This window comes from Polyangium sp. 15x6, from assembly GCF_029960785.1.
Classification (GTDB): Bacteria; Myxococcota_A; Polyangia; order Polyangiales; family Polyangiaceae; genus Polyangium.
In genome coordinates this window covers 16,110-33,183 of record NZ_JASBQE010000122.1, presented here as the reverse complement: position 1 = coordinate 33,183, position 17,074 = coordinate 16,110, and the positions used below count along the sequence as shown (strand labels likewise).

Here is a 17,074-nt window from a genome sequence, read left to right as displayed (position 1 = left end):
CCGCCTTGCCCGCCGATGCCGCCGACGCCGCCCGCGCCGCCCGGGCCCTGGACGCCGCCCGCGCCCCCTGCGCCCGCCGTGCCGCCCGAGCCCCCATTGCCGGCGGCGCCTCCCGCCCCCAGGGTGCCGGTGCTCGTGTTGGATCCTTCCCCGTTGCAGCCCGCGACGGCTGCGCCGAGGACGAGAGAAAATACGCCGGCGACCAGCGTGACGCGCGTGATATTTCGCATGCCCGACTCCTGCAAGCGCCCGGGCAAATGCCCGGGTCAAAAGCGATCGTCGCATGGGCCGGGCGATCCTGTAAAGAAAGGGAGCCGCCCTTTGCATTCATTGTCCGCGCGCCCAGCCGGCCCCGAACGGCGATCCGACAACCCCTCGCGCAAAGTGGCGGGGGATGGTCGCGGACCTGACCACGTCGAGGAAGCCGAGAAACGACGCGGGACTTGCCGCGCCGGAATGGCGACGGGACACTGAGCGCATGTTGCATGCTTCTTCTAGGTCCCAAGGCTCTCGTTTTGGTGGATGGACAGGCCTCGCCCGCGCGGGAAGGCTCACGGCGAGCGGCGCGCTCGCCGCAGCGCTGCTCGTGCTTTCGAGCGGTGGATGCGGACAGGATGGCCGCGTCCGGGAGGGCGGCTCGGGCGGCGACGCCGGCGGGGGCGGCGGGAGCGGCGGAGCCGGCGGAGCGGGCGGGAGCGGCGGAGGGGCGCCGAAAGATCCGATGCCGCTGCGCGTCGTCAACTGGAACGTGCGCAATTACCTGAACGACAAGAACGACAGCGCCGCGGTGGACGAGGTGGTGCGGACGACGGCGCAATACGTGGCCCATCGGAAGGAGATCGGCGTGGTGCTCTCGGCGATCGACGCGGACGTGGTGGTGCTCCAGGAGGTGGAGAACGAGGCGTCGCTGTCGGACCTCGTGCAGAACGAGCTCGGAGGGAAATACACGAGCATCGGGATCGTGGATGGGAACGATCCGCGCGGCATTGACATCGCGATTCTATCGAAGCTGCCGATCGACCAGGTGGTCTCGCACAAGGACGAGCAATTCCCGCTGAACGGGACGGTGGGGCCGACGTATCGATTCTCGCGCGACTGCCCCGAGTACCACCTGACCTACAACGGGCGAAAGATCGTGCTCCTCGGGGTGCATTTCAAGGCGAAGGAGGACGACAATCCGAACAAGCGTCTCGCGGAGGCGCAACGCACGCGCGCGATCGCGAATGCACTCGTGAAGGAGGACCCGTCACGGGCGGTGCTGGTGCTGGGCGATTTCAATGACACGCCGGGCTCGCCGCCGCACCTCGCCGTCATGGGCGAGGGGGACGGGACATACACGAATGCGCCAGATTTCGTCCCGACAAACGATCGATGGACGTACGATTATCAGGGAACGCTGGAGCTCGTGGACCACCAGATGTCGAATCCGCTGCTCGCGGGGATGCTCGATCAGGCGTCGGTGACCATTCGCCACGGCGATGACGTCGACGCGGCGACGGACCATGCCCCCGTCGTGGCGACCTATGGCGTGAAGTAGCGGGGATACGAGAGGAAAGCCCCGGTGATGCGCCGCGACGCGGAGCGTCGCCGGGCTACCTCTCGGGAAACGTCACGGGCAAAGCGTCTCCGAGACGATGACGTCGTCGATGTTCCACGAGGCGTACGGATAGACCAGCGTCGAGGCGATGTTGAAGCCCCAGCGAATACGCATGTTGGCGTTCTTGTACGAGGAAAGATCGTAGGAGACCTTCGTCCACGAGGACGCCGTCGAAGCGGAGCTGCCGCTCTGCCAGACCTGGACCCAGGCCGTGCCGTTGAACACCTCGATGACATTGTTCATGAACGGCGTCACGTCGCTGTTCAGCCAGCGCTGGAACTGGAGGTAGACGCCGGGCGCCGCCGAGGCGTCGAAGGCCGGGCTCGTCAGGTAGTAGTAGCCGTGCGTCGTCGCGCTCTGCGAGCTCGTCGAGCAGCCGCCGATGACGACGCCCGCGATCTTGTTGTCGGCCGATGCCGAGGTATCGGTCGCGGGATCGTTGTGGGTGGCGCTCAAGTTCGTGCAGCTGCCGCCGATGGCCGCATTGATCTCCCACTCCTGCCCGAGGGTCCAGCCCGGGGCGTCGGCGAAATCCTCGAAGAGGTACATCTTCGGGCCGCCCGTGCAGAGGAGCTGGCCGCCCGAGCACGCCGTCGTGCCGCCGCAGGCGCACGCGACGCCGCCGCCCGGGTTGCCCTCGTCGATGAGGCCGTTGCAGTTCTCGTCGATGCCGTTGCATTGCTCGGGGGTCGCCGCCGAGTTCGGCTCGCAGACGAGCGCGCCGCTCGCGCACTTCATCGTGCCGCTCGAGCAGCCGCCCGATTGGCCCGTCTGGCAGGAAACGCCGCCCTCCGGGTTGTTCTCGTCGACCACGCCGTCGCAGTCGTCGTCGATGCCGTTGCACTTCTCGGGCGATTGCGGGGTGACCGGGAAGCAATCGATGGTGCTGCCGTTGCACGCGATCGCGCCGTTCGCACAGGCGCCGACCAGGCCCGTGCCGCACTGGCCGCCCGTGCCCGGGATGTCCTCGTCCGTCGTGCCGTCGCAGTCGTCGTCGACGCCGTTGCAGGTCTCGGGGACGGGCGTGACGTCGGGCACGCAGACGAGCTCGCCGCTCGTGCAGGCGTACTTGCCCTTGGCGCAGGCGCCGAGCAGCGAGGACGTGCAGCTCTTGCCCTTCTCCGGGAAGGAGTCGTCGGGAATCTGATCACAGTCGTTGTCGAGGCCGTCGCAGATCTCGAGCGAGGGCGGCAGCGGGATGCACTCGGTCAGCTGGCCGTTTTCGCAAGTCACGACCGTGACCTGGCAGGCGCCGAAGCCGCAGGTCGTCGGCGGCATGTCGTCGACGGCGCCGTTGCAGTTGTCGTCGATGCCGTTGCAGGTCTCCTGCGTCTTCGGCACGACCTCGCCCGCGCACTTGCTCCACTTGCCACTCAGATCACACGTCTGCTGGCCCGCGGTGCAAGGGCCGACGCCCTGCGTGCCCTCGGCGCCCGAGTAGCAGGACTGCGTTTGTCCCTGGACGCAGGGGCAGTCCTCGTCGACTTCCTGGTCGCAGTCGTTGTCCAGGCCGTCGCACTTCTCGTCGGTCGGCGTGCACATCGCGCCGCCGGCGCCGCCCTGGCCGCCGGCGCCGCCCTGGCCGCCGGTGCCGCCCACCCCGGCAGTGCCGCCTTGTCCCGCCCCCGTGGTTTCGTCCGTGCCGCCCGCGCAGCCGAACGCATGAATTGCCAAGCAGCCAAGCGCCACCAGCGTGGCGGGGATCGTCGATCGCATCGGCCCTCCGAACAACACGAGGCCGAGCACACGCGCACCCGGACCTCGCACGCAAGACAGCCGGATGTTTCCAGGATTCTCGAGCCACGTAAAGCGCTGAAGGGCCTCGCGAACGGTGATCCCGGCACGGGGGACAGGCCTGAGGTAAGCTCGGCGTCATGGCTTCCGGCAGCGCCCCGACGAACAAACGCACGCGGAAACGCGGGCGTCGCGACGTCGGCCGCGCCTTCGCCATCGCGCTCTGCGTGCTGTTTGCCCTGGTCGGGGCCATCCCGCTCGTCCTCGGCGCGCTCGTGCGAACAGGCCCCGTGCGCGCGTGGGCCGCGCGCGAGACGGCGGCGCTCATCGAACGGGAGCTCGGCGTCGTCGCGCGTTACCAGGTCGCCGTGCAGGCCTGGCCGATGGCGATCGATCTCGAAGAGCTGGTCGTCGACGCGACCGACGGCGGCGCACCCGTGCTCTCGGTGGAGCGGGTCAGCGTTCGTCCGCGGGTGTTCTCCCTGCTCGACGGGCAGCTCGACGTGGGCGAGGTCGAGGTGCTCGGGCCGCGGATCCGCGCCGTCGTCGAGGGCGGCGCGCTCAAGAACCTCACGCTCCAGCTGCCGGCCTCGCAGCCGTCGGCCGAGAAGACGCGCGCCCCGTTCTCGTCGCTCGCCGTGACGGACGCGCGGATCGACGCGCTCGTCGAGGGCGTTCACGTCGTGACGAGCGAGGTCGACGTGGACGTGTCCGCGGAGGACGACGGAGCCTTCGAGATCGCGCTCCGCGCCGGAAAAAGCACGATCGTCCGGACGCACCCCATGCCCGGTCGACCCGACGAAGACATGGTCGACGAGGACGTGATCTGCCGGCTCGACACGCGCGTGCGCGTCGACGCGGAGGGGCTGCTCGTCCGACGGCTCCGGCTGCTCGGCGCGGCGGATCTCGATCCGGACGCGGAGACGAGCCCGGGGTGCGAGCTCGGGAAGGACGACTGGCGCTCGGTGGAGCTCGAGCTCGGCGCGCTGCGCGTGGAGCTACCGAAAGGCGGGGCGCCGCTCGCGATGCCGGCGTTTCGTGGCCGCGTGCGGACGCGGCTGCCGGTGCCGATCGCGCATCGCTTCGTGGACACGCCGTGGCTCACGGGCGCGGTGGGGCTCGACGTGGAGGTCGAGCACGACGGCAAGTCCACGCTGCCGCGCGTGGTGGGGCGCATCGAGGCGAATCGGCCGGGGCTGTCGGGCAAGGTCTTCGCGTCGACGTTCGAGGGCGAGGTGTCGATCGCCGAGGACGTGGTGCGCGTGTCGAAGATCGAGCTCGGGTGGGCCGACGGGACGGGGACGATCGCCGACGTGAAGATCGAGCCCTTCGCGCCGGGCGCGCCGCTCAACGCGGGTCCGATCGAGCTGCGCGACATCCAGTTCCCGGGGCTGCTCCGGGATCTCGGCGTGCACCCGCAGGCGCACGTAGCGTGGCACCTCGAGCGCGGTCACTTCGAGCGGTTCGGCGGGACGCTCTCGCCGCTCTCGCTCGACGGGCCCATGGAGTTCACGACGCGGAACTTCGAGGTCTTCGACAAACCCACGACGGATCCCGCGCGCGGGCACATGATGGGCGTGGCCGAGGGCAAGCTGCGCGGCGCGTTCCGTGTGCGTCCGACGGGGATCGTGCTCGACGACGTGTCGATCGAGACGCCGAAGTCGGAGCTCCACACCACGGTAAAGCTGTTCTTCAAGAGCTTCCTCGACATCGAGATCGCGAAGGGATCGCACGTCGATCTGTCGGAGATCTCGCCGCTCAAGAACATCCCGATCGCGGGGATCGCGGAGATCACGGCCGCGGCGCGCGGGCCGTTCACGCGGCCGAAGATCGAGGCCGACGCATCGATCAAGGGCTTCGAGTTCGCGGCGTTCTCGTTCGGTGACGTGGAGAGCGCGCGCGTGTTCTTCGAGCCGTTCGATCTGCGCCTCGCCGACGTGCACCTGCGCAAGGGCGACAGCAAGATCCGCGCGCCCGAGGTGCACATCGACTTCGACGCGGGGCCGAACGTGGTGGTCGACGCGGAGATCGACACGCAGGCCGCGCCGCACCTCTGGCTCCACGACTTCTACCGGGTCGTGCACCTCGACGACGATCCGCGCTTCGCCGACATCGACGGCAACGCGAGCGGAACGGCGCGTGTGCACTTCGTGGTCGGCGGGCCCGAGGATCGCTGCGGCGCGGGCCGCCTGCGCGTGAAGACGAAGATGCACCTCGAAGAGGTGGCGCTCTTCGGCGAGAAGTATTCCGACGGCGACGTCGACGTGGATCTCGACTGGGAAGATCGCGAGGCGGGCGCCGCGGGGATGAACCTCGACGTGCACGCGGCGAGCCTGCGCAAGGGCTCGGGCTCGCTGCTCGCGACCGTGTCGATTCGTCCGGGCGGGCGTGTGTCGGGGCAGGCGATCGCCACGGGGATCCCGATCGATCACCTCGACGCGCTCGGCCGCATGGGCAAGCCGCTCGACGGCTCGATCTCGGCGATCGCGAACATCTCGGGGACGGTGAGCCAGCTCGAAGCGCAGGCCGACGTGCAGATCTCGCCGATCCGGATCGGGCCCTCGTCGCTGCCGTCGTCCGAGCTCCGCGTGCTGATGGGATCCGAGAGCACGCAGGTGAAGACGAACGGCTGGACGCGCTGCGGCAACCCGCGCTCGGGGCCCTTCGATCGGGCCGAGTTCGAAAGGGACACGTCCGCGGGCACGTTCCGCGTCGACGGGATGCTCGCGGGCGGGCAACTCGCGCTCGAGGACGTGCGCATCACGCGCCAGAAGCACAAGGTCGTGACGGGCAAGCTCACGACGCGCGGGCTCGATCTCGGCACGCTCGCGAACCTGATCCCCGGCGTCGCCTTCAGCGCCCCCCCGCCGCACGGGAGCCTCGACGCGGCGCTCGAGATCCGGCGTCTGCCGCTCGACGATCTCGCGAAGAGCGACGTGGTCGTGGCGCTGACGGGGCTCGATCTCGAACGCGGCGGGCGGCGCGTGTCGCTGCGCGGGACGCCGGGGCCGATCGTCGTGCAGAACAACACGCTCGCGCTGCCCGATCTCGATCTCGTGGTGCAGAGTGGCTCGGGTCTGTCGGCGCCGATCGCGCTCGGCGGCCGCGTGCAGAGGCTCGTGACCGCGCCGGAGTTCGACGTGGGGCTGCGCGTGGGGCCGCTCGATCTCGGGCGTTTGTCCGCGGACATGCCGCAGGTCTCGCGGGCGAAGGGGTCGCTCGAGGCGAACCTGCGGGTGCAGGGCACGACGAACGCGCTGCGGTACGGAGGTTCGGCGCGGCTGCGCGGCGGCGAGCTCGCGCTGCGAGGTTTGCCCGTGTCGATCGACGACGTCGAGGTGGACGTCGCGGTGACGAACAGCGAGGTGCGCATCCTGCGCGGCGCGGCGAAGGTCGGCGGCGGCGAGGTGAGCTTGACGGGGCGCATGCCGATCCGAGGCTTCGAACTCGGCACGGCCGAGGCCTCGATCGTCGCGCGCGGCGTGAAGATGCCGCTCGGCGATGGCATCAACCTGACCGCGGACGCCGATCTCGCCGCGACGTTCCGGCCAAGCACGTCCGACGAGGAGCGCGCGGAGAAGAATCTGCCCGAGGTGAAGGGGACGGTGTCGCTGACGTCGTTCACGTACTCGCGGCCGATCGCGCTGAGCCTCGATCTGAACCAGCTCGCAGGCGGGCCGAAGCGCACCGCGGTGGAGACGTACGACCCGAAGAACGACGCGCTGCGCTTCGACGTGAACGTGGTCTCACCGCGGCCGATGCGCTTCTCGAACGGGCTCGTCGACATGCTGCTCGAAGTGACGCCGCCGGGGCTCGCGCTCTCCGGGACGAACCAGCGTTACGGCGCGCGGGGCAACCTGCGCATCCTGCCGGACTCGAAGCTGCGGCTGCGAAACAGCGAGTTCACGGTGCGCGAAGGCTCGGTTCGGTTCGACGATCCGCTGCGTCTCGTGCCGCGGATCGATCTGCGCGCGCAGACCGAATATCGGCGCTACGCAGCGACGAGCGCCGCGGGCACGGCGCCGGCGGACACGAGCACGAGCGCAGCGGCGACGGCGACGCTCGGGCAGCAGTGGCGCATCAACCTCTACGCCCACGGCGATCAGGAGAACGTGAAGCTCGACCTCACGAGTGATCCGCCGCTCGGGCAGGAGGACATCGTCCTCTTGTTGACGCTCGGCCTCACGCGAGCCGAGATGGATCGCGGGCTCGCGTCGTCCCTCGGCGAGACCGTAGGCCTCGAAGCGCTCGCCGCGCTGACCGGCGCAGACAAGGCCGTGAAGACGATCGTGCCGCTCATCGACGAGTTCCGGTTCGGCACGTCGTACTCGTCGCGCACGGGCCGCACCGAGCCCACGGTCACGCTCGGCAAGCGCATCACGGAGGACGTGCGCGCCACCGTGACGACGGGCATCACCGAGAACCGCGAAGTCCGCTCGAGCATCGAGTGGCGCCTCGGCAAACGCGTCATCGTGCAGGGCGCATACGACAACACGAACGACGTCTCGGCCTCGCCGCTCGGTAACCTCGGCGCCGATTTGCGCTGGCGGCTCGAGTTCGAATAAAGGGCGTCTCGCCGGGGTTTCACCCCGGGCCCGACCAGGGGCTGTTCGCCCCTGGACCCGAACCAGCGCAAGCGCTGGACCCGGGGCGACAGCGCGCGATGCGCGCTGTCGACAGGGAGAACGTCGCGACCAGGAACGACCGCGCTGCTGTCTTGGTTGGCAACGCCGCTCGTGGTCTCGCCACGGGCTCGTCCGAGAAACCGCGCATCGCGCGGTTTCTCGGCCCTCGGTCCAGGCCGTGCCTGGTCCGGGGTGAAGGGGGCGGACAGCCCCCTTCTGGGGTGCGGGGCAAAGCCCCGCGCTCAGCCGAAGCCGGGTAGATCGTCGAGCGCGGCGCGCACGGGCGCGTAGCTCATCTCGCGACCCGGGATCCAGCGGCGCAGCCCTTCCATGTCGAGCAGCTTGCGGTGCTTCGGGTTCGCGTACGCCATCTCCGAGAGGATGCGCTTGAACGCCTCGATCTTGTCCGCGGCGAGCGTGGGCATCGCGTCGAACATGCGCAGGTCGAACGTCGGCGTCGTCCAGAGGACGTCGACGATGCGCGGATCGACGTGCCCCGCCGCCTGCTCGGCCTGGAAGACGAGGCTCCCGACCGCGCCCGCGTGGGCCCGACCTTCATGCACGGCCGCGAGCACCGCGAGCTCGCTCGCGCCCGTGTCGCCGTGCTTGCCGACGTCGGAGTCGAACGCGAGGATCTTCACCTGGTTCAGATCCACGCCTGCCTGCTTCAAGTAGTAGAGCGGCAAGATCCGCGACTGCGCCGAGTCCCGCGTCCCCACGGCCAGCACCTTTCCGTGCAGATCCGTGAGCTTCCGAACGACGACCTCCCGGCGGATGAGGATCTTCGCGCAGACGTCGCGGTCCCGGTCGCGCATGGCGATGCCGATGGACTTACCTTCGGTGCGCCGCTTCACACGCACATGGGAGATGCCCGAGTTCCAGGCGATGTCGACGTGCCCGTGGAGCAGGGCCTCGATCTGCCGCTCGTAGCTGGAGAAAAGCGCGAAATCGAGGGACACGCCGTGCTCCTGGAAGTGCTCACGCATGCCCTCCCAGATGGTCACGACCTTCGGGTCGTATGCGACCGCCCCTATCAGGATCGTCGGATCAGCCATGCCGTACCTTTTGGCGAGCAACTCGGGCGGACGGTAGCATCGGGACGGGCGTCTCCAAAGGGCCGCGAGCCCCTCCGTGCCCCCATCCACCTCGGCCCGTGCCCATCCCGCGTTTTTCCCGGTCCCAACGAGCCCGCTGCCTCGCCGCGGCATGCTCGCTCGTCTGCCTGCTCGGCGCAGGCGCGGCGGGGGCCGAGGACGCGAAAAAGCAGGGGACGAGCCCCGGCGAACGCGCGGCGCTCGCCGGCGAGGAGCCGCAAGCCGCGCTCGCCGCGCCGCAGCTCTCGCCGCCGCCGGACACGAGCGCGCTCACGGGCAAACCGATCAAGCGGGTCGACGTCGTGACCGTGGGCTCGCGATGGAGCACCTCGCTGCGCATCACGAAGATCCGCGTGGGCGAACCGTTCGAGCCCTCGGCCGCGCGAACCGTGATGCGTGAGCTCACCGAGACGGGGCAGTTCGCGCGCGTGACCGTGGAGGCGATCGCCGAGGGAGACGGCGTGGTGCTGCGGGCGCACGTGCTTCCGCGGCGCCTCGTGGCCTCGATCCGGCTCACGGGCGCGACGCTGGATCGCGCGGCGACGCTCGACGCGGCGCGCGTGCGCGAGGGCGGCGAGATCACGGCGCCGATGTTGACGGAGATCGGGCAGCGGATCCGCCGGTACTACGCGGATCACGGCTACCCGCAAGCGAACGTCACGTCCGACGTCTCGGACACGGACGATCCGGGCCGCGTCGTCCTGCGCATCGACATCGACGCGGGCGCGCCGCGCACCGTGACGCGTCGCTACTTCGTGATCACGCCCGGCATGGAGCGCGAGGTGAACGGCCTCGAAGAACGCTACCGGCTCGGGGTCGGCGCGCGCATCGACGAGCCGCTGCTCGAGGAGGCCGATCGGGATCTCGCCGAGGTGCTGCGGGAAAACGGCTTCTACCGCGCCGACGTCAAGCACGCGGTGCGGCTCTCGGCGTCGAGCAGCGAGCTCTTCGTGTACGTCACGCCCGGGCCGCGCGTCGTCCCGGTCTTCGAGGGCAACCGCTCCGTCGACGAGGTCGAGCTCTCCGCGGCGATCGCGCCGAAGAAAGGCCTCGAGCAGAAGACGCAGGAGCTCGTCGAGAGGCTGACCCGCTTCTACGTGCAGCGCGGCTTCCTCGACGCGCGCGTCGTCCCCGAGGAGCGCGGCGGCCCGAACGATCCGGTGCACCACCTCGTCTTGCGGATCGACGAGGGCGATCAGGTGCGCGTCGCGCAGCGCATCTTCCCGTGCCTGCCGAAGACCTGGAACGCCGAACAGGTGCGCGGCGAGATCGACAGCTTCCTCGTGGAGGATCTGCCCGGCGACAAGGGTTTTTCGCTGAAGGATCCGAACGCGGTCTCGGCGCTCTTTGGCGGGCGCGGGCCGCGCGCCGTGGCGAGGCCGCTCGATCTGAACCCGGCCGAGACGTACGCGCCCGAGACCTACGAGCGCGCGCTCAAGCACCTGAAGGATCTCGCCTACAGCAAGGGCTACCTCAACGCCGTCGTCGGGCCCGTGCAGGTCGAGCGCGCGACGTGCAGCGCGCGCTCCCCCGCGGGCCGCTGCATCCCCGAGCCGCGCGAGCCGAACGAAGCCCTCTGCGCGAAGGACGCCCTCGGCCTGCCGCTGCCCGAGCCCGATCCCCCGCAGACGCTCGTGTGCCGCCCCGATCCCGTGAAGCACGTCGAGTGCTCGCGTGAGATCGCGCTGCGCATCCCGATGCACCTCGGCCCGCAGACCTTGCTGCACGACGTCGCCTTCGAAGGAAGCCGCACGCTCTCCGAGCAAGCGCTCTTCGAGACGAGCCGCCTCGAGCTCGGCAAGCCGCTCTCCACGATCGAGCTCGAGGCCGCGCGCCTCCGGCTCGTCGAGTCCTACCGCGATCGCGGCTATGCGTTCGCCGAGGTGAAGGCCGCGATCGAGCCCTCGCCCGATCGCACGCGGGCGCGGGCGCGCTTCGCGATCACCGAGCGCGATCAGGTCATCGTCGGCGGCTTCGTCGTGCGCGGCGCGCTCCGCACCAGCGAAGAGCTCATCCTGCGCCGCATCGCGCTAGAGGAGGGCAAACCCTTCGTCGAGCGTGACGCGCGGCGCAGCGAGGAGCGCATCGGCTCGCTCGGCGCGTTCTCCAGCGTCTCGGTGGGCCTCGAAGATCCGGAGGTCCCGCAGAAGCAGAAGCGCGTGCTCGTCACGGTGACCGAGCAGGTCCCGCAGTACCTCGATCCGCGCGTTGGCTTCTCCACGGGCGAGGGCCTGCGCTTCGCCGTCGAGTACGGCCACAAGAACATCGCGGGCCTCGCCATCGCGCTCACCCTGCGCGTGCAGCTCTCCTACCTCTTCGACTTCATCGTCCTCGATCCAGGCGTGCGCGCCGACTACGAGAAGAAGCTCAGCGTCGGCCAGCAGCTCGAGCGCCGGAACACCGCGTCGATCACGTTCCCCGAGATCGGGCTCGGCCCGCTCGTGAGCCTCTCCGTCGACGGCATCGACGTGCGCGACAACCAGCGCGGCTTCGGCATCAGCCGGCAAGCGCTCGTGCCCACGCTCGCCTACCGGCCGAGCCGCACCATCACGATGCGCCTCGGCGCGTCCGCGGAGGTGAACGAGGTCGACGTCTTCAACGAGACGGCCATCGACTCGCCGCTCATCCCGCTCCTCCGCGTGCCGTTCGGCAGCACGTTCGCCGTCGCCGAGCGCATCAACTTCGCGTGGGACGGCCGCAACAGCGCCTTCGCCGCCACCAAGGGCGCGCTCGTCGCGTTCGGCGTCGAGCACGTCAACGCGCTGCCCACCGACGAGGGCGAGGCCACGATCAACAGCCACTTCCTCCGCATGTCCGGCCGCGTCGCCGGCTACTTCGAGCTCGGCTCGAAGGGCCCGAGCATCGCGATGAGCCTCGCGGCCGGCTACAACCTCCAGCTCAAGGACGGCAGCTCCACCTACCCCGACCGCCTCTTCTTCCTCGGCGGCGTCGACACGATCCGCGCCTTCCTCGCCGACGCGCTCGTGCCCGAGGACGTCGCGCGTGGGCTCATCGCGAAGGGCCAGACCACGCGCTCGGCCGTCCTCGCGAACGTCCCGATCCGCGGCGGCGACCTCTCGATCAACCCGCGCCTCGAGCTCCGCGTGCCGGTCACCGACCTCTTCCAGGCCGGCTTCTTCCTCGACACGGGCAACCTCTGGAAGGAGCCGACGGCCATCGACTTCACCCTCCGCTACGCCCTCGGCGCGGGGCTACGCATCACGACCCCCATCGGCCCCCTCGCGCTCGACTACGGCTTCAACCTGAACCGCCGCCAGTGGGAGGACATCGGCGCCTTCCACTTCTCCATAGGCCTCTTCTGACGGAAATTTGGGATCGGACATAACCTGTCCGCTCTCCCGCCGTTCAGCCTTGCCTCCTGAACAGCCGGACAGTATACGCAGCCCAGACGAACGGTTCGTGGCGCGCTTTCTGACGCTTGGGGGCTACGCTAGGACAAGCCTAGCTACGCCCCCAAACCCCCAGCCGCAACCCATTACCCTCACTGCCCCCCTGCCCCCCGAGGTCGCCATGAGTGACGAGAAGAACCCGAAGCAGAAGCTCGCCGCGCTGGAGCTCGCCATCGCGAGCGTCGAGAAGGAATACGGCAAGGGCGCGATCATGCGCCTCAAGGAGGGGCAGAGCCTGCACGACGACGTCGCCGCCGTCTCCAGCGGCTCGCTCTCGCTCGACATCGCCCTCGGCATCGGCGGCTACCCCCGCGGCCGCATCATCGAGATCTACGGCCCGGAGTCGTCCGGCAAGACCACCCTCACCCTGCACGCGATCTCCCAGATCCAGCGCTCCGGCGGCGTCGCCGCCTTCATCGACGCCGAGCACGCGCTCGACGTGAACTACGCGAAGAAGCTCGGCGTGAAGACGGACGAGCTGCTCATCTCGCAGCCCGACTACGGCGAGCAGGCCCTCGAGATCGCGGACATGCTCGTCCGCTCGAACGCCGTCGACATCATCGTGGTCGACTCCGTCGCCGCCCTCGTGCCCAAGGCCGAGATCGAAGGCGACATGGGCGACAGCCACGTCGGCCTCCAGGCCCGCCTCATGAGCCAGGCCCTCCGCAAGCTCACCGGCACCGTGGCCCGGTCGAACTGCCTGCTCATCTTCATCAACCAGATCCGCCTGAAGATCGGCGTGATGTTCGGCAACCCCGAGACGACGAGCGGCGGCAACGCCCTCAAGTTCTACTCCTCGGTGCGCATGGACATCCGCGCGATCGGCAAGATCAAGGAGGCGGCCGCGAGCGGCAAGGAGCCCGCCGTGGTCGGCAACCGGACGCGCGTGAAGATCGTGAAGAACAAGATGGCGCCGCCCTTCCGCGAGGTGGAGTTCGACATCCTCTACGGCCAGGGCATCAGCCACGCCGGCGACGTCATCGACCTCGCGACGGAGGCGAACATCGTCGAGAAGAGCGGCGCCTGGTTCTCCTTCCAGGGCGAGCGCATCGGCCAGGGCCGCGAGAACGCCCGCACCTACCTGGAGCAGCACCCGGACGTGCTCGAGCGCATCGAGACGCTCGTGCTCGCCAAGCACGGCATCCAGCGCCCCGGCAAAGCGCCCGAGGCCGCGTCCGCCCCGGCCGGCAAGACCGCCGGAGCCCCCGCCGAAGGCCGCCGCGCGCCCGCGAAGACCAACTGAGCCATCCCCGAGGGGGCCTTCTTCATGGCAGGCTCCCTCTCGTCCCCATGAATCTCTACGTGATGCGCCACGGCCTCGCGGCCGACAGCTCGCCGACGGGGCGAGACCGCGATCGCCCCCTCACCTCCGAAGGCATCCTCGGCGTCGAGGAGATCGGCAAGACGCTACGAGCCCAGCACGGCCCGACGCTCGGCCGCATCGTGGCGAGCACGTACCAGCGCGCGCATCACACCGCGGAGCTCATGGCCGGCGCGCTCGGGGCCGCGGCGATCCCGATCGAGACCTTCTCGGAGCTCGAACCGGACGAGTCGCCCGCGGTCTCGCTCCTGCGCGAGCTCGCCGCGTCGGACGCGGACGCGCTGCTCGTCGGCCATCACCCGATGGTGATCGCGCTCCTGCGTCTGCTCGTGCGTGACGTGGCGGAGCTGCCGCTCGGCTTGCATCCGGGCATGCTCGTGGGTGTCGCGCGCGCGAGCGGGCCGGGCGTGAGGGCCGAGCTCAACGGGTCGTTCCGCGTGACGACGGTGCTGCGCCCGAACCGGTGACGCGCGCGCTCGACAGGCAAGGCGCGCCGCGCTACCCGTTCCCTCCCCCTCCCTCCCCCCGTTTTCACCGAGATTTCGCGTGCAGGAAGAGACGAAGGCCCCGAAGTCCCCCGATCCGCAACGCGCCATGACGGCCCTCGCCTGGGCCGTCGAGCGCGCCGAGAGAGGCACGCCGCCGCCGCCCGCCGAGCCAGGCGAAGCGCCCACGCACCCGGTCGCCGACAGCGAGGATTTCCGCGCCGCCTCGTCGCTCTATCTCCCCGACGTCCGCCGCTCCATCGACCGGATCATCATGTCGCGCGACGCCGAAGACGGTCTCGACGCGCTCCTCGAGTGCGGCGCGCTCGCCGCAATGCTGCCCGAGGTCAAAGCGATGGTCGGCTTCGGCGACGGCGAGTGGCGTCACAAGGACGTCTGGAAGCACACGAAGCAAGTGGTGCGGCAAGCCGTGCCGCGGCTCGAGGTGCGCTGGGCGGCGCTGCTGCACGACATCGGCAAGGTCAAGACGCGGACGATCTCGCCCTCGGGAGAGGTTCACTTCTTCGGCCACGCCGAGGTAGGCGCGCGCATGTTCGACCGGCTCGATCGGCGTTTGCCGCTCTTCAACCCGGAGCCGGCGCTGAAGAGCTCGGTGCGGTTCCTCATCCTGCACCACCTGCGGGCGAGCCAGTACGAGGCCTCGTGGACGGACAGCGCCGTGCGCCGCTTCGCGAAGGAGATGGGCGATCAGCTCCAGGACCTGCTCGACCTGTCGCGCGCGGACATCACCACGAAGCGTCCAGAGAAAAAGAAGAAGGGTCTGCGCCAGATCAGCGATCTCGCCGATCGCGTGGAGCAAATCCAGAAGCAGGACGCCGTCGTGCCCCCGCTGCCGAGCGGCATCGGCGACGAGATCATGCGCTCGTTCGGTCTGCCGCCGTCGCGCAAGATCGGCGAGCTGAAGAAGGCACTCGAAGCGGCGGTGGACAGCGGCGAGGTCCCGTCGCACCAGTGTGCCGACGTGTATCTCGCGTTCTTGCGGGATAACGCAGGGCGCTTCGGGCTTTAGGGAGGCGGCGTCGCGCCGGGGTTTCACCCCGGACCCGAGCAGGGGCTATCCGCCCCTGCACCCGGACCAGCGCAAGCGCTGGACCGCTGGTGCAAAGGCCGCGATGCGGCCTTTGCAAGGAGGCTCAGCGGCGGCGGTTCTCGACGAGCGAGACGACGAAGTCGACGCCGCTGCGCACGCGCTCGGGCAGGACGCCGTCCAGCCGCTTGCCGAGGCTCTGCTCGTACTTCGCGCGCTCCTCGCGGAGATCCTCGAGAGCACGCGCGAGGTCGCGCTTGCTCGTTTCGAGCCCGCCTTGCACGCGTTCGAGCTCTCGCCCCTTCTCGTCGAGCAAAGCTTTCAGTCCGTCGACCTCTCGACCCTTCTCGTCGAGCAAACTTTTCAGCCGTCCGTCGACCTCCCGACCCTTCTCGTCGAGCAAACTTTTCAGTCCGTCGACCTCTCGACCCTTCTCGTCGAGCAAACTTTTCAGTCCGTCGACCTCTCGACCCTTCTCGTCGAGCAAACTTTTCAGTCCGTCGACCTCTCGACCCTTCTCGTCGAGCAAAACTTTCAGTCCGTCGACCTCTCGACCCTTCTCGTCGAGCAACGTCTTCACGGTGGCGACCTCTCGATCCCTCTCACCGAGGAGCGTTTTTACGGTCTCGACCTCTCGATGCCTCTCATCGAGGAGCGTTTTTACGGTCTCGACGTCGCGTCCCTTCTCCGCGAGCGCCCCCCGCAGCGACGCGACCTCCTTCCGCAGCGCCTCGACCTCCTCCGTCGACGGCCCCTGCACAACCGGCGCCGCAGGCTCCGCGGCCGGCGGCTCCGGCGCCGCGGCCGCCTCGACGACCGCCGCGCGCAACACCTCGCCCTCGGCCGTCCCGATCCAGATCGACGTCGCCCCCTTCGTCGTCGTCGCCAGAAGCACACGCGGCCGCCCCTTCCCGCCCGCCGCCGTCGTGCTCACCGGCGCCCTCGGCCCCTCGCTCGGCGTCGCCAGCGACGCAGCGTCGTACAGCGCGAGCTTCCCATTCGCGAACGCCACGACCACGCTCGTCTCCGTCACCACCGCATCCGCGATCGGCGCCTCCAGCGTGACGAGCGACGCCTCCGCGCGCGCCCCGTCCCGTATCACCAAGCAGAGCCCCGTCCCGCCGCGCTTGAACACCGCGCAATACACGCGCCCGCCGCGCACCTGATCGAACTCCGCCGCCTCCGCCGGCAACGTCACGCGCGCGCTCGGCCCGCGCTCCGGCGTCGTGCCCGGATACACGCGCAGCTGCCCGCCTTGCTCGCCTTCGGCCAGGAGGTACGTCACGCCGTCTCCCGCGTCTCCCGCGCGCACGCGCCCCGGGACCTCCACGGGCCGCGCGCCGACCTCGCCGCGACCGAGCGACAGCGTGAGCACCTTGCCCTCGTCGCTGATCGCGAACGCGCCTTCCCCCGAAGGACGCGGCAAGAGCGTCCGCATGTCCCGCACGATCTCGCGCACCCGGTACGGATCCCCGAGCGGCACGGACCACACCGTTCCTTCCTTGTCGCGAACGAGCGCCACGTCTTTCGACAGCAGCGCCACTTCCTGCGCGGTGATGCGGGGTAGATCGATCGCTTCTCCGCTCGTCGCCGTCACGGGCGTGACCGCGATGCGGGCCGGCCTCGACGTCAAAAACGCGACGAGGCCCGAACTCCCGAGCCACGCAGAGGCCGTGGTGCCTGTGCCGAGCTCGAGGATCTTGCGCGGAGATTCGAGGTGCGATGTCGACATGGCCCCGAGCGTACCCGAGGCCCGATGT

Annotated in this window: 10 protein-coding genes; 6 read left to right on the top strand and 4 right to left on the bottom strand. The window is 69.6% G+C overall.

From position 1 onward, the window contains the following. Window positions 1-230 (bottom strand): hypothetical protein (locus QHF83_RS46555; protein WP_282424596.1); only part of this gene is annotated, 230 nt, incomplete at its 3' end. Window positions 231-478: 248 nt separating this feature from the next. On the opposite strand from QHF83_RS46555, the gene QHF83_RS46550 reads away from it, so the two are divergent. Then, window positions 479-1,537, top strand: coding sequence for an endonuclease/exonuclease/phosphatase family protein (locus QHF83_RS46550; RefSeq protein WP_282424595.1), 1,059 nt, complete (start codon window positions 479-481; stop codon window positions 1,535-1,537). 72 nt (window positions 1,538-1,609) lie between these two features. On the opposite strand, the gene QHF83_RS46545 is transcribed toward QHF83_RS46550, so the two are convergent. Further along, window positions 1,610-3,313 carry a MopE-related protein gene (locus tag QHF83_RS46545; RefSeq protein WP_282424594.1) on the bottom strand — a complete coding sequence of 568 codons (1,704 nt, stop codon included), beginning with the start codon at window positions 3,311-3,313 and terminating at the stop codon, window positions 1,610-1,612. A gap of 158 nt (window positions 3,314-3,471) precedes the next feature. Here QHF83_RS46545 and QHF83_RS46540 point away from each other — a divergent pair, with 158 nt between their 5' ends. Further along, a complete protein-coding gene (locus QHF83_RS46540) occupies window positions 3,472-7,896 on the top strand; it encodes a translocation/assembly module TamB domain-containing protein (RefSeq protein WP_282424593.1) in 4,425 nt (1,474 codons plus the stop codon). A 302-nt stretch (window positions 7,897-8,198) separates the two neighbouring features. Here the strand turns inward: QHF83_RS46540 and QHF83_RS46535 are convergent, their stop codons facing one another. Continuing rightward, the gene (locus QHF83_RS46535; protein WP_282424592.1) at window positions 8,199-9,011 is read right to left on the bottom strand and encodes a PhnD/SsuA/transferrin family substrate-binding protein; all 813 of its coding nucleotides are present in this window, start codon (window positions 9,009-9,011) and stop codon (window positions 8,199-8,201) included. A 98-nt stretch (window positions 9,012-9,109) separates the two neighbouring features. Between QHF83_RS46535 and QHF83_RS46530 the strand changes: the two genes are divergently transcribed. From QHF83_RS46530 to QHF83_RS46515, 4 genes are all read left to right on the top strand, one after another. Further along, window positions 9,110-12,373, top strand: a complete 3,264-nt coding sequence (locus tag QHF83_RS46530) for an outer membrane protein assembly factor (protein WP_282424591.1) — start codon at window positions 9,110-9,112, stop codon at window positions 12,371-12,373. Window positions 12,374-12,581: 208 nt separating this feature from the next. Continuing rightward, complete coding sequence (gene recA / locus QHF83_RS46525; protein WP_282424590.1) at window positions 12,582-13,703, top strand: recombinase RecA; 1,122 nt, start codon at window positions 12,582-12,584, stop codon at window positions 13,701-13,703. Window positions 13,704-13,750: 47 nt separating this feature from the next. Then, the gene (locus tag QHF83_RS46520) at window positions 13,751-14,248 is read left to right on the top strand and encodes a histidine phosphatase family protein (protein ID WP_282424589.1); all 498 of its coding nucleotides are present in this window, start codon (window positions 13,751-13,753) and stop codon (window positions 14,246-14,248) included. Window positions 14,249-14,327: 79 nt separating this feature from the next. Then, on the top strand, window positions 14,328-15,296 hold the full coding sequence (locus QHF83_RS46515) for an HD domain-containing protein (protein ID WP_282424588.1): 969 nt from the start codon (window positions 14,328-14,330) through the stop codon (window positions 15,294-15,296). Window positions 15,297-15,420: 124 nt separating this feature from the next. Here the strand turns inward: QHF83_RS46515 and QHF83_RS46510 are convergent, their stop codons facing one another. Continuing rightward, window positions 15,421-17,046 (bottom strand): hypothetical protein, encoded by a 1,626-nt coding sequence (locus QHF83_RS46510; RefSeq protein ID WP_282424587.1) that lies wholly within the window; start codon window positions 17,044-17,046, stop codon window positions 15,421-15,423. Between the last annotated feature and the right edge of the window lie 28 nt (window positions 17,047-17,074).